General features: G+C 33.9%; 24 protein-coding genes and 2 pseudogenes. 25 read left to right on the forward strand and 1 reads right to left on the reverse strand.

Annotation, left to right across the window (positions count from 1 at the left end; genetic code table 11):
* Positions 1–27 precede the first annotated feature (27 nt).
* Positions 28–411, forward strand: coding sequence for a GNAT family N-acetyltransferase (locus N5B56_RS04785; protein ID WP_117910596.1), 384 nt, complete (start codon positions 28–30; stop codon positions 409–411).
* Positions 412–461: 50 nt separating this feature from the next.
* Positions 462–896 (forward strand): NUDIX hydrolase, encoded by a 435-nt coding sequence (locus tag N5B56_RS04790; protein ID WP_117910571.1) that lies wholly within the window; start codon positions 462–464, stop codon positions 894–896.
* 181 nt (positions 897–1,077) lie between these two features.
* On the opposite strand, the pseudogene N5B56_RS13500 reads toward N5B56_RS04790, so the two are convergent.
* Positions 1,078–1,167: pseudogene (locus tag N5B56_RS13500) on the reverse strand (recombinase); the annotation flags it as partial.
* Between the two features lie 8 nt (positions 1,168–1,175).
* Between N5B56_RS13500 and N5B56_RS04795 the strand changes: the two are divergent.
* The 23 genes and pseudogenes from N5B56_RS04795 to N5B56_RS04900 all read left to right on the forward strand — a co-directional run bounded on the left by N5B56_RS04795 (position 1,176) and on the right by N5B56_RS04900 (position 19,834).
* Positions 1,176–1,238: a hypothetical protein gene (locus tag N5B56_RS04795; protein WP_243003079.1), complete on the forward strand. Its 63-nt coding sequence runs from the start codon at positions 1,176–1,178 to the stop codon at positions 1,236–1,238.
* A 409-nt stretch (positions 1,239–1,647) separates the two neighbouring features.
* Positions 1,648–2,901: an ATP-binding protein gene (locus tag N5B56_RS04800; protein WP_117910572.1), complete on the forward strand. Its 1,254-nt coding sequence runs from the start codon at positions 1,648–1,650 to the stop codon at positions 2,899–2,901.
* Positions 2,902–3,452: 551 nt separating this feature from the next.
* On the forward strand, positions 3,453–3,770 hold the full coding sequence (locus tag N5B56_RS04810) for a GTP pyrophosphokinase (RefSeq protein ID WP_428979583.1): 318 nt from the start codon (positions 3,453–3,455) through the stop codon (positions 3,768–3,770).
* A 35-nt stretch (positions 3,771–3,805) separates the two neighbouring features.
* A complete protein-coding gene (gene cls, locus N5B56_RS04815) occupies positions 3,806–5,365 on the forward strand; it encodes a cardiolipin synthase (RefSeq protein ID WP_260978473.1) in 1,560 nt (519 codons plus the stop codon).
* A gap of 197 nt (positions 5,366–5,562) precedes the next feature.
* The gene (locus N5B56_RS04820) at positions 5,563–6,996 is read left to right on the forward strand and encodes a phospholipase D family protein (RefSeq protein ID WP_260978474.1); all 1,434 of its coding nucleotides are present in this window, start codon (positions 5,563–5,565) and stop codon (positions 6,994–6,996) included.
* The gene (locus tag N5B56_RS04825; protein WP_260978475.1) at positions 6,975–7,685 is read left to right on the forward strand and encodes a response regulator transcription factor; all 711 of its coding nucleotides are present in this window, start codon (positions 6,975–6,977) and stop codon (positions 7,683–7,685) included. The genes N5B56_RS04820 and N5B56_RS04825 overlap by 22 nt, the downstream gene beginning before the upstream one ends.
* Positions 7,685–8,728, forward strand: coding sequence for a HAMP domain-containing sensor histidine kinase (locus N5B56_RS04830; RefSeq protein ID WP_117910575.1), 1,044 nt, complete (start codon positions 7,685–7,687; stop codon positions 8,726–8,728). Before N5B56_RS04825 ends, N5B56_RS04830 begins: the two co-directional genes overlap by 1 nt.
* A 33-nt stretch (positions 8,729–8,761) precedes the next feature.
* Entirely contained in the window at positions 8,762–9,826 is a 1,065-nt protein-coding gene (locus tag N5B56_RS04835) for an FUSC family protein (RefSeq protein ID WP_117910576.1), read from the forward strand.
* Between the two features lie 354 nt (positions 9,827–10,180).
* Positions 10,181–10,576: a DUF6483 family protein gene (locus N5B56_RS04840; protein WP_117910577.1), complete on the forward strand. Its 396-nt coding sequence runs from the start codon at positions 10,181–10,183 to the stop codon at positions 10,574–10,576.
* 60 nt (positions 10,577–10,636) lie between these two features.
* Positions 10,637–10,969 carry a DUF3784 domain-containing protein gene (locus tag N5B56_RS04845; RefSeq protein ID WP_117910578.1) on the forward strand — a complete coding sequence of 111 codons (333 nt, stop codon included), beginning with the start codon at positions 10,637–10,639 and terminating at the stop codon, positions 10,967–10,969.
* 61 nt (positions 10,970–11,030) lie between these two features.
* A complete protein-coding gene (locus N5B56_RS04850) occupies positions 11,031–11,810 on the forward strand; it encodes a class I SAM-dependent methyltransferase (protein WP_117910579.1) in 780 nt (259 codons plus the stop codon).
* A gap of 74 nt (positions 11,811–11,884) precedes the next feature.
* The gene (locus tag N5B56_RS04855; protein ID WP_117910580.1) at positions 11,885–12,490 is read left to right on the forward strand and encodes a YdcF family protein; all 606 of its coding nucleotides are present in this window, start codon (positions 11,885–11,887) and stop codon (positions 12,488–12,490) included.
* Positions 12,491–12,610: 120 nt separating this feature from the next.
* Positions 12,611–13,189, forward strand: a complete 579-nt coding sequence (locus tag N5B56_RS04860) for a hypothetical protein (RefSeq protein ID WP_117910581.1) — start codon at positions 12,611–12,613, stop codon at positions 13,187–13,189.
* Positions 13,190–13,191: 2 nt separating this feature from the next.
* Entirely contained in the window at positions 13,192–14,142 is a 951-nt protein-coding gene (locus N5B56_RS04865) for an aminoglycoside phosphotransferase family protein (protein ID WP_243003078.1), read from the forward strand.
* Positions 14,143–14,148: 6 nt separating this feature from the next.
* Positions 14,149–14,301 carry a hypothetical protein gene (locus N5B56_RS04870; RefSeq protein ID WP_158562708.1) on the forward strand — a complete coding sequence of 51 codons (153 nt, stop codon included), beginning with the start codon at positions 14,149–14,151 and terminating at the stop codon, positions 14,299–14,301.
* A 171-nt stretch (positions 14,302–14,472) separates the two neighbouring features.
* The gene (locus N5B56_RS04875) at positions 14,473–14,880 is read left to right on the forward strand and encodes an NUDIX hydrolase (protein WP_117910582.1); all 408 of its coding nucleotides are present in this window, start codon (positions 14,473–14,475) and stop codon (positions 14,878–14,880) included.
* Positions 14,881–15,258: 378 nt separating this feature from the next.
* Complete coding sequence (locus N5B56_RS04880) at positions 15,259–15,723, forward strand: class I SAM-dependent methyltransferase (RefSeq protein ID WP_158562709.1); 465 nt, start codon at positions 15,259–15,261, stop codon at positions 15,721–15,723.
* Between the two features lie 70 nt (positions 15,724–15,793).
* Positions 15,794–15,937, forward strand: a complete 144-nt coding sequence (locus N5B56_RS13435; protein ID WP_336305845.1) for a hypothetical protein — start codon at positions 15,794–15,796, stop codon at positions 15,935–15,937.
* Positions 15,938–16,048: 111 nt separating this feature from the next.
* Positions 16,049–16,306, forward strand: a pseudogene (locus N5B56_RS13440) (DUF1016 N-terminal domain-containing protein); the annotation flags it as partial.
* An 18-nt stretch (positions 16,307–16,324) separates the two neighbouring features.
* A complete protein-coding gene (locus N5B56_RS13445; protein WP_346432191.1) occupies positions 16,325–16,834 on the forward strand; it encodes a PDDEXK nuclease domain-containing protein in 510 nt (169 codons plus the stop codon).
* 235 nt (positions 16,835–17,069) lie between these two features.
* Positions 17,070–18,158, forward strand: a complete 1,089-nt coding sequence (locus N5B56_RS04890) for a M14 family zinc carboxypeptidase (RefSeq protein ID WP_117910585.1) — start codon at positions 17,070–17,072, stop codon at positions 18,156–18,158.
* A gap of 53 nt (positions 18,159–18,211) precedes the next feature.
* Positions 18,212–18,451: a M14 family metallopeptidase gene (locus N5B56_RS04895; protein WP_022088522.1), complete on the forward strand. Its 240-nt coding sequence runs from the start codon at positions 18,212–18,214 to the stop codon at positions 18,449–18,451.
* A gap of 159 nt (positions 18,452–18,610) precedes the next feature.
* Positions 18,611–19,834 carry an N-acetylmuramoyl-L-alanine amidase gene (locus N5B56_RS04900; RefSeq protein ID WP_117910586.1) on the forward strand — a complete coding sequence of 408 codons (1,224 nt, stop codon included), beginning with the start codon at positions 18,611–18,613 and terminating at the stop codon, positions 19,832–19,834.
* Positions 19,835–19,882: the final 48 nt, after the last annotated feature.

Genomic DNA, 19,882 nt, shown 5'->3' on the forward strand with positions numbered 1-19,882 from the left:
GATTAATATAGTGATGATATGATTTTTATGATATTAGAAGCCAAAAATGCTTTAGGACGAGTTCCGGGATTAAATGAGGATTTATTGAATATTAAGAAGAACTACTTGGATGTAGGAGATATGTTTTGGTTGGCTATTGATGAACAAGACAGAGTTAGTGGAAGTATTGGATATAATTCTATAAGAGACACCGATGAGGTTTGGCTGCATCGTTTGTTTGTAAAATATAATTTGAAAAGACAAGGTATTGGAAGTGCTTTGTTAGAAATGGCAGAAAATTATATAGCAAATCAAGGAAAGAAAGTGGTAAGAATTCATTTGGGAGGAGAAGGCTTTGAGGAATCAAAAATATTTTATCCCAAACATGGCTATGTGGAGTATCGGGAACGCTATATGATGAAGAATTTGTAGATAATAGCAAATTACTACGGTAGGAGAATTGAAGTTAGAGGAGTTTATAAATGGTAGAAGTAAAATTTTATGATAGTATAGATGATAAATTTCTAAAATTTGCAGTTATCATCTCTAAAACAAATGGTAAATGGATATTTTGCAAACATAAAGAAAGAGATACTTATGAAGTACCAGGCGGGCATAGGGAAAGTGGCGAAGATATTTTAGCTACTGCTAAGCGGGAATTGATGGAGGAAACGGGTGCGACAGATTTTACCATCAAACCAATCTGTGCGTATTCGGTTAAAGGACAAACAAATGTGATGGAAAATATAAACGATGAAACATTTGGCATGCTTTTCTTTGCAGAGGTATTTTCTTTTCAAGAAATACATAGTGAAATAGAGAAAATTTTAATTACGGATAACTTAGTTGAAAATTGGACTTATCCTTTAATTCAACCTCAATTAATTGAAGAAGCAAAAAACAGAGGATATTTATAAATAAGAATTGACCGAGCTCTTTGAGCGAGGAATGCTTCTTGTCCGAAGAGCAAGAAGATGGAATATAGAAAGAATTTAACAAATCGGAAGTTGTGGAGAGATTTCCTGAACTTTCCTTATTTTTCAAGGCTTACAGCCTCTTAGATAGTGAAATGATATGTATTTTCCCTTATTTTTGCCCTTATGCGGAATCCCGTTTTGCTTTTCTTGTTGGGTGAGCGTAAATATTCATTGTGGTACTGACATCATAGTGTCCTAACAGTTCCTGTACTGGTGCATGTGATTTATATTGGAATTCGATGCTATGTGAAAGACTGGATGGAAGAACGGGGATATTATTAAGAAAAGACGGACGGCCATCAAAAACAAGGCTGTCCGTTTTATGGATGAAAAGGAATTACATTAAAATATTGTTTTTAACATTTCAGCAAAATCTTCAATGTAGTATCCTGAATTATCCTTTCGCCAGAAGGCACAGTATGTTTTTCTGACAGACTCACCATTTCTGACGAGAGGAACTCGCTCAATGGTTGAATCAAACCATCTTCTTTTTGTTGTTTACCTATAATAACGATTGGAGTAGTCGATTATAGACACTGCAATCAAAAAAATCCGAAAATATATTTATCAACATTACATAAAAGTGTGTAGATGCACATAAAATGGGAATATATATTGAAATTCACGTCGTTCTGTGATAGAATCTCATTACTAAAAAGTGTGCAGATGCACGGAAAGGGGGAGCGTAACGATGGAGATTAAAAGAGACGCTTACCTACAGCAGCTGACCCTGCGAAAAGATAATGGAATGATAAAGGTGATTACCGGCATTCGTAGATGTGGCAAATCCTTTTTGCTGTTTACCATCTTTAAGAGATACTTACTGGAGAACGGCGTTGATGTTGATCATATTATTGAGATTGCATTGGACGGTATTGAAAATGAGGAACTAAGAGATCCTAAGGTGTGTTTCAAGTACATCAAAGATGCCATGAAAGACGATGGCAAATACTATCTGCTTCTTGATGAAGTGCAGTTTATGTCACAATTTGAGGAAGTGCTGAACAGCCTGCTCCGCATGAGCAATATTGATGTGTATGTCACCGGAAGTAATTCCAAGTTCCTGTCCAGCGACATTGTGACCGAATTCCGTGGCAGAGGTGATGAGATTAGAATCTACCCTCTCTCCTTTGCAGAGTTTTATTCTGTCTATGACGGCGATTATGATGATGCATGGGATGACTACATGATCTACGGAGGATTGCCGCAGATCGTAAGTTTCCAGAGCGAACGACAGAAAGCGGACTATCTGAAGAACATCTTTGCAAATGTCTATCTGAAGGATGTTATTGAAAGAAATAAGATTCAGAACGTGGATGAGATTGGGAATCTGGTTGATGTGCTTGCATCTGCAATCGGCGCACCGACCAACCCTTCAAAGATTGCCAATACCTTTGCCAGTGAGCGCCAGATGACTTATGCTAATAAAACCATCTCCAAGCATATCGACTATTTGACAGATGCCTTTTTGATTTCCAAGGCAAGCCGATACGATATTAAGGGCAGAAAGTATATCGGTGCAAATCTGAAATACTACTTTACGGATCTGGGACTGAGAAATGCACGTCTGAATTTCAGACAGCAGGAGCCTACTCATATCATGGAGAACATTGTTTATAACGAGCTGTTGATCCGTGGCTACAATGTTGATGTGGGTGTCGTGGATATCTTCGATAAGGATAAAGAGGGCAAACGTGTTCGCAAGCAGTTGGAGGTTGACTTTGTGGTGAATCAAGGAAACCAGAGATACTATATCCAGGTTGCATATGACATGACTTCGGAAGAAAAACAGACGCAGGAGTTCAATTCTCTGCGTAATATCCCGGACTCTTTCAAGAAGATCGTCATTGTAAATGGCAGCAAAAAGCCTTGGAGAAATGATGAAGGTTTTGTCATCATGGGAATGAAGTATTTCTTGCTGAATGCGAATAGTCTGGAATTTTAAGCCGATTTGAGTTGTTGCTGTGGTGTTGTTCTATTTCAAAAAAGAGTGAAATGATATAAATAAGGCCAGCCGATGTGGTAGCATTTATGTGGGAGTACATTAAAGTACCGGAGGATTCAAGAGAAAAAGTTAAGAATCTGTTTAAAGATGCAAATGAAAATGGAGTAAAAATAAGTCATTAGGCACCAACACTGTATGATGTTGTTCCGAAAAAAGAAATTGCTTAATTTGAAGAGCTTATGCGCAAAACCATAGCTGACATTGTATCAGAAGCCAGTAGCGTTGCCTGTTGGGTGTATGCGCAGAAATATGTGAAGCACAAAACCCTAAACGAAATGCTGCAAGAATTGCCAGACGTAAGTCAATTCATCCTAGCTATGGATACCTGGTTTGAAAAACTGATGGAGAAATAATCTGGGAAAATAGTTTAAAGTTTACATGTTATGATCATGTATGAAGTTGGAACAAAATAAAAGAATTGTGCTCTACTATTGTTCAAGAAAAAAACTCATTGACATATTTCAATCTATTTAGGAGGATAACAGGATGATATTAAAGTTATTGAAATAAAAGATTATATAAAAAATCCAAAATCGAATGGTTATCGAAGCTATCATATGATTGTTGAAATACCAGTATTTTTTGCTAAGGGTAAAACACCTATGCGTGTAGAATTACAGATTCGAACCAATGGTATGGATTTCTTGGCAACATTGGAACATCAACTTCGCTATAAAAAAGGAATTGAAGAAATGTCTGGCTATGATGAGATAAGTGAAGAATTACTTCATTCTGCAAGAGCTATCATTGAAGCAGATAATGAAATGCAGAGAATAAAAGACAAAATTGGTATGTTACACGAAATTTAGGGAGAAAACTGAGCAAGTAGGAAGGTGGAATATATATGAAACAAGATACTTTAGAGGGCAAAGCAAAAACAAAAAATGGGGTAAAACGGCTGTGTTTTTCCATAATCTGCATTCTTCTGGAAGTGATTTTTATTATTACTATCGTAACACGCTTGAATGAATATGCAGAAATCATAAATTTATTTACAAGGATTTTGAGTGGGATCTTGGTTTTGGGATTGTACGCATCAAATAAGACATCCTCTATGAAAATGCCTTGGGTCATCTTAATTCTAATTTTCCCAATTATGGGTGTAGGCCTGTATTTGTTGATTGGTTTGAATGGTGGCACACATAAAATGCGTGCGCGATATGCAGAAATTGATAGCAAATTGTTACCAATGCTTCCGGACAGTCAGGAGTGTTTGAGCAGAATAAAAGAAACAATTCCGAAAGCAGGAAATATAGCAAGTTACATACAAAGAAATTCGCAGTATCCAATCTATCAGAATACGGATATTGTATATTTTGATGAAGCAGTGAAAGGATTAGAGGCACAGCTTAAGGATTTGGAGAAAGCACAGAAGTTTATCTTTATGGAATATCATGCGATAGAAGACGCTGAAGCATGGCATAAGATTCAAGATGTTCTGGAAGAGCGAGTAAAAGCAGGTGTGAAAGTTAGAGTATTCTACGATGATATGGGTTCTATAGGCTTTATTAACACAGATTTTGTGAAAAAGATGGAGGCAATGGGAATTCATTGCCGTGTATTCAATCCGTTTGTGCCAGGTTTAAATCTGTTTTTGAACAATCGTGATCATAGAAAAATAACAGTTATTGATGGAAAAGTCGGATTTACAGGTGGATATAATCTAGCAAACGAATATTTTAATTACACACACCCGTATGGACAGTGGAAAGATACAGGTATTCGTTTAGAAGGAGATGCTGTTCAGTCGCTTACGGTGACATTTTTGGAAATGTGGAATGCAGTAAGTGATAAGGATGCTAATGATTCTGATTTTAGTAAATACCTTTTCCACTATGATTATGCGGCACAGCAAACTGGGTTTGTTCAACCTTATGCAGACAGCCCTATGGATAATGAGCAAGTAGGAGAAGAAGTTTATATCAGTATGATAAATAAAGCTGAAAAATATTGTTGGTTTATGACTCCATATCTAATCATAACAGATGAAATGACGCATGCGTTATGTCTGGCTGCTAAGCGAGGGGTAGACGTAAGAATTATCACACCTGGTATCCCTGATAAAAAATTCATTTATAATATAACTCGTTCTTTTTATCATGGATTGGTTAAACATGGTGTTCGTGTTTATGAGTGGACTCCTGGTTTCTGTCATGCAAAAATGAGTGTGGCAGATGACTGTATGGCAACTTGTGGAACAATTAATCTGGATTATCGAAGTTTATATCACCATTTTGAAAACGGCTGTTTTATGGCAGATTGTCAGGCAGTTGTGGAAATAAAAAATGATCTGATAAGAACGATGGGAGAATGTCGTGATGTGACAGACCAATATCAAACCGGACGAAGTGCATATTTGCGACTGGGACAATTATTTATGAGATTATTTGCTGGATTGCTATAAGAATCTGATGAAACGACCTTTCAAAAAACAGTTGATTTAGAAGTTAACTGTTTTTGAAAGGCCGTTTTTGCTATATCTAACAGTCTGTTGTACAAAGAAGATTTTGCATTGATGAAAAAACAAACCTTGTTGAGGTTAAATTGAGATTGACTTTGTATTGTATAAGTATGAAATAAAAAGGAATTAGGTGATGTACAATGAAAAAGTATAAAATATGTAAAATCCTTCTTGTTATACTGGCAATTTTTTTATGTGTGGCTTTTTATGAATTGCTCGGAATCTGCATTGCATATAAAAAGCAGCCGGAAGTGTCCAATACAACCAAAAAAGAAACAAAAAATGGTTCGTGGAACGAATGCAGTGAAAATACGGAACGTGCAGTGATCATAGAAAAGAATCCAGAAGCGCTTTTACAAAGAGTGCGTTTGATCCAGAATGCAAAAGAGGAAATTATTCTTTCTACTTTTGCATTTAAATCCGATGAAAGTGGAAAATTAATCTTAGGAGCACTGCATGATGCGGCAGACAGAGGTGTGCATATTCGTCTGTTAGTAGATGGAATGGAGAGCTGGATTGATATGGAAGGGAATCCGTATTTCTATGGATTATCTTCCCATGAGAATGTTGAAATTAAACTGTATAATAAAGCCAACCCGTTGAAACCATGGAAAATGATGGGTAGAATGCATGATAAATATTTGATTGCAGATGGTAAGACATATATTCTTGGCGGAAGAAATACATATAATTATTTCCTGGGGGATTTTCCGGGACATAAGAACTATGACAGAGACGTGTTGGTTGTTTGCAATGAACCTGAGAAAGAAAATTCAGTTAACCAGTTGTTAGATTATTTTGAAACTATATGGGATCAGGAAGACAGTGGTTATTTTCATAACAATAAAAAACTGGCAAATAGAAAATCTGTAAAGAACGCAGTTTTAGAGCTGCAGAACGGCTATCAGAAATATTTTGAAGAGAATAAGGAAAGAATCTGCGATACCGATTATACGGACGAAACTTTTGAGACAGAAAAGATTGCATTAGTGTCAAATCCTATTCACACAGGTTCCAAAGAACCAGTAGTGTGGTATCAGTTGGGAGAATTGATGAAAAATGCAAAAAATCGTGTGAAGATCCACACGCCATATATTATCTGTAATGATATGATGTATAATACATGGGAGGAGATTGCAGAGAACGTTTCAGATTTTTCTATCATGACAAATTCAGTTGCGAATAATGGGAATCCATTTGGGGCTGCCGATTATGCGAAAAACAGAAATAGAATCTTAAGTACAGGAATTAATATCTGGGAATATGAAGGCGGTTATTCATACCACGGAAAAAGTATTTTGATTGACGATGATCTGTCTGTAATCGGTTCCTTTAATATGGACATGAGAAGTGCATATCTGGATACGGAACTGATGCTTGTAATTCGCAGTAAAGATATTAATAAACAGTTGGAAGAGGGCATGATGGAATATGAAAGAGTGTCCCGCCAGGTATTGGAAGATGGAACCTATCGTGATCCATATCATGTAGAGCCAATCGAATTAACAAAGAAACGTCAGAGAAAAATATTTTTGGTACAGCATCTGCTTGGATGGGCAAGGTATCTGTTTTAATAAGGAGGAAGGAAAACGTGTTTCAAATATTGATTGTAGAAGATGATAAAGAATTAAGCCATCTATTCCAAAAAGTGCTTGAGAAGAATGGATATCAGGTCAAAAGTGCATCGGATGGAGCACTGGCATTAGAAATATTGGATAAAGAGTATATTGATCTGATCATTTCCGATATTATGATGCCGGTTATGGATGGTTATGAACTGGTGTCGGAACTCCGTTCAGCAGGGTATCAGATACCGGTACTTATGATCACTGCGAAAGGTTCCTTTGATGATATGCGCCAGGGATTTCTTTCGGGAAGTGACGATTATATGGTAAAACCGGTAAATGTGAATGAAATGGTTTTAAGAGTTGGAGCACTGCTTCGCCGTGCACAGATACTGAATGAACACAAAATTGTGATCGGTTCAACAGAGTTTGATTATGATGCAATGACGGTTACAACTGATAAGGAAAGTCTTGTTTTGCCTAAAAAAGAATTCCTGCTTTTATATAAGCTTGCAGCTTCGCCAGGCAGAACATTTACAAAACAACAGTTGATGGATGAAGTATGGGGATACGAGACGGAGGCAGACCCACATACGATAGAGGTACATATAGGAAGAATAAGAGAGCGTTTTAAAGATAACCCTGATTTTGAAATCGTAACAATGCGTGGAATTGGATACAAGGTGGTGAAAAAATAATGGAACAAAAGAAAGAAAAAGGATTGCGGATCCGATCCTGTCTGACTGGTGCAATCTGGCTGGCACTTGTATTTTCAACAGTCATATCTGCTTTATTATTTGCTTTTTTGAATCATTTTTTTAATCTGCCGGGCAGCATACCTGTGCTTGGCTGGCTTTTGATTTTCAATACATTGATTGCAGGACTGATCACTTCCTTTATTAATGCAAAGTTACTGGAACCAATTACCAGACTTAGTAAAGCAATGAAGGAAGTTTCTCAGGGAGATTTTGAACAGCATTTGGAAACGAACAGCCGTATAGCAGAAGTTGGAGAATCTTATCAAAGTTTTAACGTTATGACAAAAGAACTTCGTGCAACAGAGGTGTTGCAGATGGATTTTGTATCTGATGTTTCTCATGAGTTTAAGACCCCGATTAATGCCATTGAAGGATATACAATGCTGCTTCAGGGAGAAGAACTGTCTCCGGATCAAGAGGAATATGTAGAAAAAATCTTATTTAACACCCAAAGACTTTCCGGATTGGTTGGTAATATTTTGCTGTTATCCAAGTTAGAGAATCAGAATATACCAATGAAAAAAACAGAATATCGTCTGGATGAACAGATCCGCCAGGCATTTCTTTCATTGGAAACAAAATGGACAGAAAAAGAAATTGGTTTTCAGGTAGAATTGGAGGAAGTTAAATATACTGGGAATGAAGGACTTTTTATGCATATCTGGATAAATCTTTTGGATAATGCGATTAAGTTCAGCCCTTCAAAGGGGACAATTACGATGTTTCTGAAACAAGAACAGGATTCTGTTAAGTTCATTCTGGAAGATGAAGGACCAGGAATAGAGGATGATGTAAAATCCAGAATATTTGACAAGTTCTATCAGGTAGATGGATCTCATAAAGCAGAAGGAAATGGCCTAGGTCTTGCACTTGTAAAACGGATTGTAGATAGTGCCGGAGGAACAATCAAAGCAGAAAACCGTGAATATGGTGGATGCAGATTTGTTATAGAGCTGCCAAAGCAGAAAGATGAGATTATATAGTTTTAAGATAAATTAGAAGATGGGAGGATTTATATGACATTTTATCAGGAGTTGCAGTTAAATCAGGCAGGTTCTAAAAACCTGTTGAAAAAGAGTGAAACACTAAAAGAAAAATTATATCATATGTGGGTATATCTGGTGAAGATAGCTGTTACAATGGCATTTTGTTTTTTCTTTGTTAGTATTTTCAGCATCCTATTTGGAAAGGAGAACAGCATTGTAGGTGTAGTAGTCTTATTATGTCTCATGGTGTTTAGAAATGCGGATCTGGGGATCCACATCGGACAATCTACGATGCTTTTGGCTTTGTTCTTTGTAATTATGACTGTATGTCCGCATTTAGCAAATCAGTTTTCACCGGTATTGGGAATGCTGTTAAATATTGCGGCACTGGCTGTGTTGATTCTGTTCGGATGTCATAATCCATTCATGTTTAATCAATCTACATTGGTTCTTGGGTATCTACTGCTATATGGTTATGATGTTACGGGAAAAAGCTATCAGATGCGATTAGTCGGAATGGCTTTAGGTGCAGCACTTACCTGCTTCGTATTTTATCGAAATCATAAAAACAGAACCTATAAAAGAAATCTGAAAGATCTGATACAAGAATTTGATATCATTTCTTCCAGAACAAAATGGCAGATATGTCAGATTTTATGCGTACCGATAGTCCTTTGCATTGCAGAACTTTGTAATATGCCACGTGCAATGTGGGCTGGTATTGCGGCCATGTCCACGATTTTGCCGTTTATGGAAGATATGCACTACAGAGTCCGTAAAAGGATTGTCGGAAATATTGCAGGTGTTATATGTTTTACAGTATTATATTTTCTGCTTCCTTCGTCAATCTATGCATATATAGGAATTCTTGGTGGAATCGGTGTAGGATTTTCAGCACAATATGGCTGGCAGGCAGTATTTAACACATTTGGTGCTTTAGCCATTGCTGCAGAGACTTATGGACTACAAGGAGCGGTTAGTCTTAGAGTGATTCAAAATGTTTTTGGTGTTGTGTTTGCTTTAGCATTTTGTGTTATATTTTATTGGTTTATGTCTAAAAAAAACGGTTCATGCGGGACTCAATGTACGCTTTAATGAAGAAAAACAGATTACTTCTGATAACGAAATTCAAAAGTGGGCGAAACAGATTGTAAAATAGTACTCTTAGCGGAACTAATCAGGTGATAGGTAACATTTACTTCAGGATCAGTTAAGGGAATCCGTTTGTGTTATACTGTTTTATAGATTTTTCTTGCCCTTGTATTTGCCCTTATCAGAGTTCATAAACACTGATGGGACGATATAACACAAGGGAAAAAATAAGGGAAAGCTCACCTGCGACAAATCCAGTGCTTTCAAGGGTTTGCGGAGAATTTAATAACAAAATATAACAGTTATTAAATCTCTTAAAACAGGTGAAATCTCAATCGGAAGTTATGGAGGTGAAAAATGTATTTCACAGACGAAAAAGACTATATTATGCGAATGATAAAAGAAATGGTAAGAGTATTATTTTCTTTAATGTTTGGGAAAAAGTATGTTTCTGTTGAACTTGAAAAAGAAAATAAATATGAAGTATCAGGGAAAAATTTGAAAGATTTTCTTGATATGATTGATTCAGGGCAAATTAACGAAGCGGAGAATATACTTTTAGATAACATTGATTATACAAATAATGATGATGTTATGGCGGCAGCTCTTTTCTATCAATACCTTAGTGAGAAAGATAGTGAGTTTTTGATTAACAACAATTATACAAAAGAAGAAGTACTTTCTGGTTTTAAGCAATTACTTGTGCAGTCAGAATATAATAATTTGTTATATATGATTAAGGATGATGAGTAATGCAGAATTTTCGACTTGTGGACTTTAACAACTCGGAATTTGGTGGGAGGTGTTATACAAATGAAACTGGCAGACTTATCAACTGGACCAGACTGGGTAGTATATGTTGGATTTATAATATTTGCTGTATTTTCCATAGTTTTGATTTCTGGACATGGAAGTTGGTTAATTTCCGGATATAATACAGCTTCAAAAGAAGAAAAGGCAAAATATAATGAAAAAAAGCTATGCAGAACAATGGAAATTGGAATGTCTGTCATAGCAATTCTTCTATTAATTATGGGAGTGTTTGAAAATATTTTACCGGCATTTTTTGTGTATATTGCATTGGGTATTATTTTAGCTGATGTTGTGATAATTATTGTCTTGGGAAATACAATATGTAGAAGGTGACAAAATCCAGTTTGAGAGCTAATAAAATGAGTAGAAGAATAAAAAGTTAGTGAGGTTTAACATGAATAAAATAAATAATACATCAGTTGTAAAACAGCAGTATGCTAATGCAAACAATTTAAATACAAGAATATCTATTCACGATAAATATTCAACAAACAAAATGGGTTTTGGAAACTGGATAATGTCTAATTATAGAATTGATGAGAAAATGAAAGTTTTAGAACTAGGTTGTGGAACAGGAGATATGTGGAAGAATAGCCAGTCTTTGATTAAAGCTTGCTCAAAACTAATACTTTCTGATTTTTCAGAAGGAATGGTAGCAACAACAAAAAGCAACATAGGAAACTATGAAAATACCGAATATAAGGTTATAGATATTCAAGAAATCCCTTACGAAAATGAGACATTTGATGTTGTTATAGCAAACATGATGTTATACCATGTGCCAGATATTGATAAAGGTATGAATGAGGTGCGACGTGTATTAAAGAAAGGTGGACATTTTTACTGTGCAACATATGGAGAACATGGAATTATAGAATATCTTTCAAAAATTCTTTCTGAATATGGTGTTCAAAACAATATAAATAAGAACTTCACACTTCAAAATGGATATGAGATATTAAGTAAAACATTTTCTAAAGTTGATAAATTAGAATATATAGATTCGTTAGCAGTTACTAATGTAGATGATATGATAGATTATATTTACTCCCTGTCGAGTATGACAACTTTGAATGATGTACCAAAACATATAATAAAAGACGTACTAATGCAAAATATGACAAATGGAATATTAAATGTACCAAAGGAATATGGAATGTTTGTTGCATCATAGAACATAATTATTTCAAAGTAGTAGGATTAATATAATAAGAAATATTTGCTTAGAAAAATGAAAGGGTAAAAGAAATGTGGGTATCAAAAATTACAGAAGAAGATTTAAGTAATGAAATAATAGATAAATTATTATTTGAAGGCATAGTGGATACAGGAGAAAATATTGATTGTATTATTGTTTTAGGAAGTACAAAGGCATCAAAATATAGAGTTCCAGTAGCAGTGAAAGCCTATAATTCAGGCAGAGCAAACAAAATAATATTATGTGGCGGTGCTTTAAAAAAATTTCCGGATGAAGAAAGTACTGAAGCTGAGCATATGTATAAAAGGGTTTTGGAATTAGGTGTGCCAGAGAAAAATATTATTTTGGAGAATAAATCACAAAGTACAGTGGAAAATATTCTTTGTGCATTAGTAGAATTGCAACGTGCATTTTGGTTGAATAGAGTAAAAAAAGTATTGTTAGTAACAAGTACATATCACATGAGGCGCAGCTTAGCAATTGCAAGGTACTTATTTCCAATACATATAGATATAGTTCCCGGTCCTGCGGATGATAATAATACAAATCGTGATACTTGGATGAATACACCAAAGGGAAGAGAAAGAGCAAAGAGAGAAGCTTTGAATATTGTTGGATGCGTAAAAAATGGTGTTATTCCAGATTTTGAAATATAGGTTGAAATTAGTGAGGAGGTAAAAGCTATCATATGAAGAACAATCAGCAACAGTATATTGAATATGTTATGCGATTTGCGGAAAAAAATAAAAGTCACATTTGGTTAAGTGGTTCTTTTTTTGCATAGAACTGCTACATTGTTCTTTGATGTAGATATAAGTACCTTTTGTAACACGGAAAATTTGAATGAACTGATTTATGGTTATGGAAAACCTGTGTATATATCATTTACCCATAAACCATTAGGCATACTTATCGTTATATATGAAGATGGAGTAACTGTTGATTTGGAAATAATCGAAAAAATAGATATTTCAAACAGTGAATTCTTCCATACTGATGATATTAAGTTATACGATTACAGTAGAAATGAAAAATTATGTAAAGAGTTTGCTTTAAGAGATGATATGCACTATCAAATCTCTCGTTTGTTTCATCGTAGTTTGATTAAGTTCTTATCGGGCAAACAGGATATAGGTGTAAGCATAGCAAACGAGGTGGCTACATTTATTAATTGTAATATCTTTATTAATAAAGCTTGTTACAGGAATAACATTATTGAACTTTTGAAAGTTTTTAATGAACAGTATAAATTACCATTAGAATACTTAGCTATTTTGTGTGAATTGATAGAGGAATTGGATGAAAAAATTGTCCGTAAATCAAGTAAACGAATCCCAAGTTGTAGAGTTGGATAATTATGAAATATAGAGGTACACAGATGTTTGAAGATATAAAGAATAGTAGTGATTGGCAATCTGTTGATAAGGTTTCAAAGGGATGGTCAAGCGATAGTAAATACTTTATTAAAACAAAAGAAGGAAAGATGCTATTGCTTAGAATATCAGATATGGAACAATATGAAACAAAGAAAAAAGAATATGAGATTGTAGAAAAATACTCAAAACTTGGATTTTTAATGTCTCAACCAATTGATTTTGGAATTTGTAACAATGGAAAAAACGTGTATATGTTGCTTACTTGGATTGAAGGTAAAGATTTAGAAGAAGTATTATCTGACTTGACAGAAGAACAACAATATCAGCTTGGAAGACAAGCAGGAAAGATTTTAAAGAAAATACATTCAATAGATGTTGATATAAATGACATTCCAAAAGATACAAAGAAATCGAAGAAGTTGCAGCAATTATCACGTTATGAAGAGTCACACGTTCGTATTGATGGTGATGAAATTGCAATTAAATATGTAAAGGAAAATATCGACCTAATATGGAAAGAGAAACCTGTATATATGCATGGGGATTATCACCCGGGAAATCTTATTTACACAGATAATGGTTTAATTGGTGTAATTGATTTTAATCGTTGGGAAGTTGGTGACCCTTATGAAGAATTCTATAAACTTGAAAGTTTTGGAATTGAAAACAGCATTCCGTATTGTATCGGACAAATAGATGCATATTTTGATGACCAAATACCAGAAGACTTTTGGAGTACACTTGCAGTGTATGTAGCACAGGCTTCTTTATTTTCAATTAAATGGGCAGAGAAATTTGGGCAAGAAGATATAGATAGTATGGTAGTTAGATGCCGTATGGCACTTGATGACTACGACAATTTTGAAACGTATATACCAAAGTGGTATACAGATAAGTATAGGAATAACTTTAAAAAGAAGGAGATGAAATAATAAACTATGGAAGGCACATATGTAAAGAATTTGATTTGTAAAGTTATTGATAAATCAGAAAGTAATAATTGGGATAATGCTGTAATGGAGTGGAAAATTATTGATTGCGAGGAAGATGAAAATGCTCTGAAATATGCATATGTGGAAAAGAGAATATAAAGTATTTATATACTATTAAAAATATGTATAATGGAAATATTTTATATCCGGTAGGAAGTTCGTGTATTACGAAATTTGATAGAAAAGACTTAAGAGAAAAAACATCTTTAATGGAGTCACAGTTTAAGCTGTTGCATGCGGTAGAAGAAGGAAAATTCTTATCACTATCTGTTGAATTATTTTCGCGTAAATTGTTATTGTGGTTATACGAAGAAGGGGCAATTTATAGCAAGTGGTGGAGAAGATGAGGATGAAACTATAATAATATCTGCAAAACGAGAGGCATATGAAGAAGCAAACATAGGTATGGATTGTAAGTATTCTGTACTTGATACACAAAATGGCATACCAACATACTGTTTTAAAGAAGCAAGAAAAATATGGGGTGAAAATTGTTTGGTTTTTCCTGAATATACATTTGCTGTTAGGATGGATACAACAATTTTGGAATTGTCTCAAGAGCATACGGAATATGAATGGGTTGATTACAAAACCGCATTAAAAAAACTTAGCTATGATAGTAATAAAACTGCGTTATGGGAATTAGATAGTAAAATTAAATTAGGAACATTAAATTAAGAATATTTATATTATGATTTATATACAACAAAATTGTAGTGCGTTACAGTTATAAGCTGGTCATAAGCTCCAGATTTTGAAATATAGGCTGAAAATTAGGGCTATTAGCAAATAGTAAATGACGAAGAATCTAATAAGCCAACTGGTATTATTCTTTGCACTGATAAAGATTCAGTGGTTGCAGAATATGCTTTAGAAGGATTGGCAAGTAATATTTTGCATCAAAATATATTTATTATATTACCAATAAAGAACAACTCATAACGGAGATCAAAAAAGTGATAAATCAGTGGAGTAAAAATAAAAGATACAAAAAATGGAAGAAATTGCATATGTATTGCTCGACATTATTATGATAGGTTGTGTAAAATAGATTGTGTGGATATACTGGATTTAGCTATCGAAAAACTTTATGCTAATGCTGATGAATATGGTGTTACATCAAATATATGTGGAATAGTTAAATCGATTGATGATTATCAAATCAAAGAAAGAAATTATGATTTAGTAATGGCGGTATCATCTTTGGAACACGTAGATTCAAAAGAAACCTTTGTTAATAAATTGCGGGAAATAGAACATGGCATCCGCAAAAATGGCATTGTATGTTTAGTTGTAAATTCAAATATAAAAGAGTTTGACAAGAAAACAGGAAATGAAATACTTCCACAATTTGAAGTATGCTTACCTACAGAAGAAATGCAAAGGATTTTTGAAAAAGCTTTTAGTGAATGGACAGTATTAAAATCTACTGTGGTGGATCAGCAATATGATATTCCGAGAGATAGTGGAATATGTGAATTGAAAACAAGTGTAGTTACTTTTGTAGCAAAAAAAGGATAGAGATAAAATGGTTAAGGCACTATTGCAGAAAAAAATCAGTATCAAGAAGTGGCAAAGGAGAATAATACATATGGAGAATAAACTAATAAACACTGGTCAAAATAGTATTATGGATAATTTTATTGAGACAGATGATATATTAAAAGACATGCGACAGATTATTGAATCCTCACAGAGAGCTGCACATCAGGCAGTTAATATGACTCTTGTGTAGAGAAATTGGATGATGGGTTATCGGATCGCCAGTGAGGAATTGCATGGTGAAAAGCGGGCAGAGTATGGAAAAGGTTTTACAAAAGCAAATCTATAAAATTTTTATTCATTTTATAAAACTTATCCAGAGATTTTCCACTCAGCGAGTGGAAAATCTCAACCGATATTATCATGGACATATTATCGCATTTTATTACAAGTAAAAGATGAAAAGGCACGTGAATGGTATGAGAAAGAAGCACTTCAACAAGCATGGAGTGTTAGAACATTACAACGTAATGTTTCTTCACAGTACTATTACCGTATGCTTCAGACTCAAAAGAAGGATCTTGTAGAAAATGAAATGAATGAACTAACCAAGGAATATTAGAATGATAAGTTAGAATTTATAAAAAATCCGGTTATTGCAGAATTTTTAGGTATGGCTTCAAATACAGATTTTACTGAAAGTGATTTAGAAAATAGCATTTTGTCTAATTTACAGAAGTTTTTGATGGAATTAGGGAAAGGGTATGCTTTTGTGGCAAGACAGCAACATATTCATACAGAAAAGCAGGATTATTATATTAATCTTGTTTTCTATAACTATATTCTCAAATGTTTTGTACTAATAGATTTGAAAACGCAGAAAATTACACATCAGGATGTAGGTCAGATGGATATGTATATTCGGATGTATGACGAACTTAAACGTAGTGAAGGAGACAATCCTACGATTGGAATTGTCCTCTGTTCTGATACAGATGAGGACGTTGCAAAGTATTCTATTCTTCATGGTAATGAACAGCTGTTTGCATCAAAATATAAGTTATACTTACCAACAGAGGAAGAATTAAGAGCAGAGATTGAAAATCAGAAAACAATGTTTTATTTGCAACAACAGGAAAATGACGAGTAGTTTTATTAAAGTATAGAAATACTAATGAGTTACTATATTTTGCAAATGTATATTTGAAAAGGTTATTATCAGGTTGGGACCCCGTGCCCCAACTATTTTTTTTATTATTTCTAAATAATAAACCATAGAGGATGTATTTTTCTACAAAAATAGAATTCTAGTAATTAAATAAACAGGCATTTTGTAGTATAATATTTATATATAAACTGGAACGAAAAATTGAAAGGAAAAACATATGAAAAAAACGCTAAAGACACTAATGTTAATTGCAATAATTGCAATGGGAATTAATTTGACAGAGGCAAAAGCCGAAACTTCGGGAGAGATAACAGTACCGGAAACGACAGTACAAGAAGCAACAACGTTACCGGAAACGACTACACCTCAGGAAACAACAGTAATAGCGGAAACAACTACGCCGCAGGAAACAACAACAATACCGGAAACAACTACAACAAAAGCAGAAGAAACAACAACTGTACAGCCGACAACTAAACCGGATGTGGACACAACAGGAAAGAACGTGAAAAAAGGTGGCTACGTAAAGAAGAATGTTTCTGCATATAATTTGAAATTAGAGAAAGTGACAGAAGTTGAAAAAGGTGTTCGTTATTATGTTTATAAAGAATGTAATAATGGATATTCATTAATTAAAGTGGGAAATCAGGAATTATTAGTTGAAACGAAATATATTACCTACAAATGTAATGCTAAAAAAATAGTAAATACATCAGATAAAAAATATTCATACTCAGATATGAAAGTAGATTTAAAGAAATTAGAGAAAGCATACGGTTCAATATTAAAAGTTGATATTGCAGGAAAAAGTTTGGATAAAAGAAATTTATACTATGTTACATTGGGGAATGCTAAAGCAAAGAAAACGGTTTATGTAGAAACATCCGTGCATGCAAGAGAGTATATGAATACTAAATTTATGATGAAAGTTATTGAAGATTATTGCAGAGGATATGATACGAAAAAATATAAAGGAAAAAAATATAGTACAATCTTTAATAATGTTAAATTAGTAATTATGCCAATGGTAAATCCGGACGGAGTAACAATCAGTCAGTATGGACCTAAAAAAATAAGAAATGCTAAGTTACGTGAAAATCTTTATAAGATAGCAGGCGGAGTTGATTTCAAAATATGGAAAGCAAATGCCAGAGGTATAGATATAAATAGAAATTACGCAGAAGGTTTCGACAGAGGTGGTGCAAAAACACCAGGACATAAGCAGTATGCCGGTAAAACACCTATATCTGAAATGCCGGTAAAACACCTATATCTGAACCGGAAACCAAGGCACAGGTATCGGTAGTAGAGAAAGTTAAACCAGATGTAGTAATTTGTTATCATCAGGCAGGTGAAGTTATGTATCATCTTAATCACACAAAGCTTAGCAATATGCTTTATTCCATGACACATTATACTCACATAATAAGTGGGCAGACTCATTATGGAACATTCAGTGATTATCTTGATGCCAGAAATATACTAAATTGTACATTAGAAACAGGATTAACACCGGCACCTGTAAAAAACAGCATGTATAAGAAAATATATAAGACAAATAAAGATGTATTAGTAGCGGTTGCAAAAATGTATTTATAATAAAAAGGCGAAGTCCGGATTCTTTAGGATTTCGCCTTTTCTGAAAAAATATAAGAGGTTAAACAATAAATGGGTTAATTTGATTTGAGAAAAATTCCCCGCTAAATTTATTTGCACTTAATAAATATCTATCAGAGTAAGTAAGAAAGGTGGTAGTATATGAACAGAAATACAATAAAAAAAATAATTGCATCAGGACTGATTATAGTAACAACAGTTGTATTTGCAGAAATTAATAATAACGGACTTAAAATGCCGGGTAATATTGCATTTAATTCTATAGTAGAAGCAGAAGAAATTTCTACAGGTAATACAGAGGCCGTAAAAGAAGATAAAAGTAAAGTCTTGCCGGAAGTTAAAAATTATTCCCTTAAGCAAAGCAATATTAATATATTATCAGGAAAGCCGGGAAATGTTACAGTTTCGTGGACTAAAAATAGTAAGGCTAATGGATATCAGATTCAATATTCTACAGACCAAAATTTTGTAAACTCAAAAATTAAAACGATAAAAGGTCAAAATAAAAATTCTACAAAACTTGCTAAATTAAATAGTAAGAAAAATTACTATGTAAGAGTCAGAGGATATGCAAAGAAGGGTAGAAGTAAATATTATTCAGACTGGAGTAGCTGTGCTGAAATAATTTCGTGGAATTCTAAATGGGAATTTGCAAGTTATTCAAAAATGCATACAGATTCAGCTGTTTTATATTTTTCAAGAGCATCAAAGGTTAAGAACAAAACTGTTTGCATAAATGCAGGACATGGAACTAAAGGTGGTGAAAGTGTTAAGACTTTATGCCATCCTGATGGTAGCGCTAAAGTAACCGGCGGAAGTACTTCGCAGGGAGCAATAAGAGCTACATCAATTAATGGTGGAACTACTTTAAATGACGGGACACCTGAAGCAAAGGCTACATTAAATTTGGCAATGATAGTTAAGCAGAAACTTTTAAAAGCAGGATATAATGTTTTAATGGTTAGGGAAGACGAAGATGCTCAGATAGACAATATAGGAAGAACTGTATATGCAAATAACTGCGCAGATTATCATATTGCACTTCATTATGATTCGACTTCATCAAATAAAGGGGCTTTTTATATTGGTGTTCCAGATAATCAGTCATATAAAAATATGTATCCGGTTTCTAAAAATTGGAAAAAACATAACAAATTAGGAAAAAATCTCGTATTGGGAATGAAAAATGCCGGAGTTAAAATATATGGGAATGGTGTAATGGGAATTGATTTGACTCAAACTTCCTATTCTACAATACCTTCTGTAGATTTAGAAGTGGGAGATAAGAGTAGTAATCATTCAAATAAGACATTAGAAACAATTGCCGTAGGAATTGTTAAGGGAATGAATAAGGTGAATAAGTAATTGAGTTACTGATATTAATAGGTCAAAAAATGGAAAGTGTAAGATAGG

Source organism: Eubacterium album, from assembly GCF_025336545.1.
GTDB lineage: Bacteria > Bacillota > Clostridia > Lachnospirales > Lachnospiraceae > Eubacterium_U > Eubacterium_U album.

Coding starts and splice junctions, on each gene's coding strand:
- N5B56_RS04840 (WP_117910577.1), top strand. CDS start 10,181: ATGTATTTCACAGACGAAAAAGACTATATTATGCGAATGATAAAAGAA.
- N5B56_RS04825 (WP_260978475.1), top strand. CDS start 6,975: ATGGGCAAGGTATCTGTTTTAATAAGGAGGAAGGAAAACGTGTTTCAA.
- N5B56_RS04785 (WP_117910596.1), top strand. CDS start 28: ATGATATTAGAAGCCAAAAATGCTTTAGGACGAGTTCCGGGATTAAAT.
- cls (WP_260978473.1), top strand. CDS start 3,806: ATGAAACAAGATACTTTAGAGGGCAAAGCAAAAACAAAAAATGGGGTA.
- N5B56_RS04800 (WP_117910572.1), top strand. CDS start 1,648: ATGGAGATTAAAAGAGACGCTTACCTACAGCAGCTGACCCTGCGAAAA.
- N5B56_RS04895 (WP_022088522.1), top strand. CDS start 18,212: ATGTATCATCTTAATCACACAAAGCTTAGCAATATGCTTTATTCCATG.
- N5B56_RS04820 (WP_260978474.1), top strand. CDS start 5,563: ATGAAAAAGTATAAAATATGTAAAATCCTTCTTGTTATACTGGCAATT.
- N5B56_RS04900 (WP_117910586.1), top strand. CDS start 18,611: ATGAACAGAAATACAATAAAAAAAATAATTGCATCAGGACTGATTATA.
- N5B56_RS04870 (WP_158562708.1), top strand. CDS start 14,149: ATGGAAGGCACATATGTAAAGAATTTGATTTGTAAAGTTATTGATAAA.
- N5B56_RS04830 (WP_117910575.1), top strand. CDS start 7,685: ATGGAACAAAAGAAAGAAAAAGGATTGCGGATCCGATCCTGTCTGACT.
- N5B56_RS04850 (WP_117910579.1), top strand. CDS start 11,031: ATGAATAAAATAAATAATACATCAGTTGTAAAACAGCAGTATGCTAAT.
- N5B56_RS04855 (WP_117910580.1), top strand. CDS start 11,885: ATGTGGGTATCAAAAATTACAGAAGAAGATTTAAGTAATGAAATAATA.
- N5B56_RS04835 (WP_117910576.1), top strand. CDS start 8,762: ATGACATTTTATCAGGAGTTGCAGTTAAATCAGGCAGGTTCTAAAAAC.
- N5B56_RS13435 (WP_336305845.1), top strand. CDS start 15,794: ATGGAGAATAAACTAATAAACACTGGTCAAAATAGTATTATGGATAAT.
- N5B56_RS04790 (WP_117910571.1), top strand. CDS start 462: ATGGTAGAAGTAAAATTTTATGATAGTATAGATGATAAATTTCTAAAA.
- N5B56_RS04890 (WP_117910585.1), top strand. CDS start 17,070: ATGAAAAAAACGCTAAAGACACTAATGTTAATTGCAATAATTGCAATG.
- N5B56_RS04845 (WP_117910578.1), top strand. CDS start 10,637: ATGAAACTGGCAGACTTATCAACTGGACCAGACTGGGTAGTATATGTT.
- N5B56_RS04865 (WP_243003078.1), top strand. CDS start 13,192: ATGAAATATAGAGGTACACAGATGTTTGAAGATATAAAGAATAGTAGT.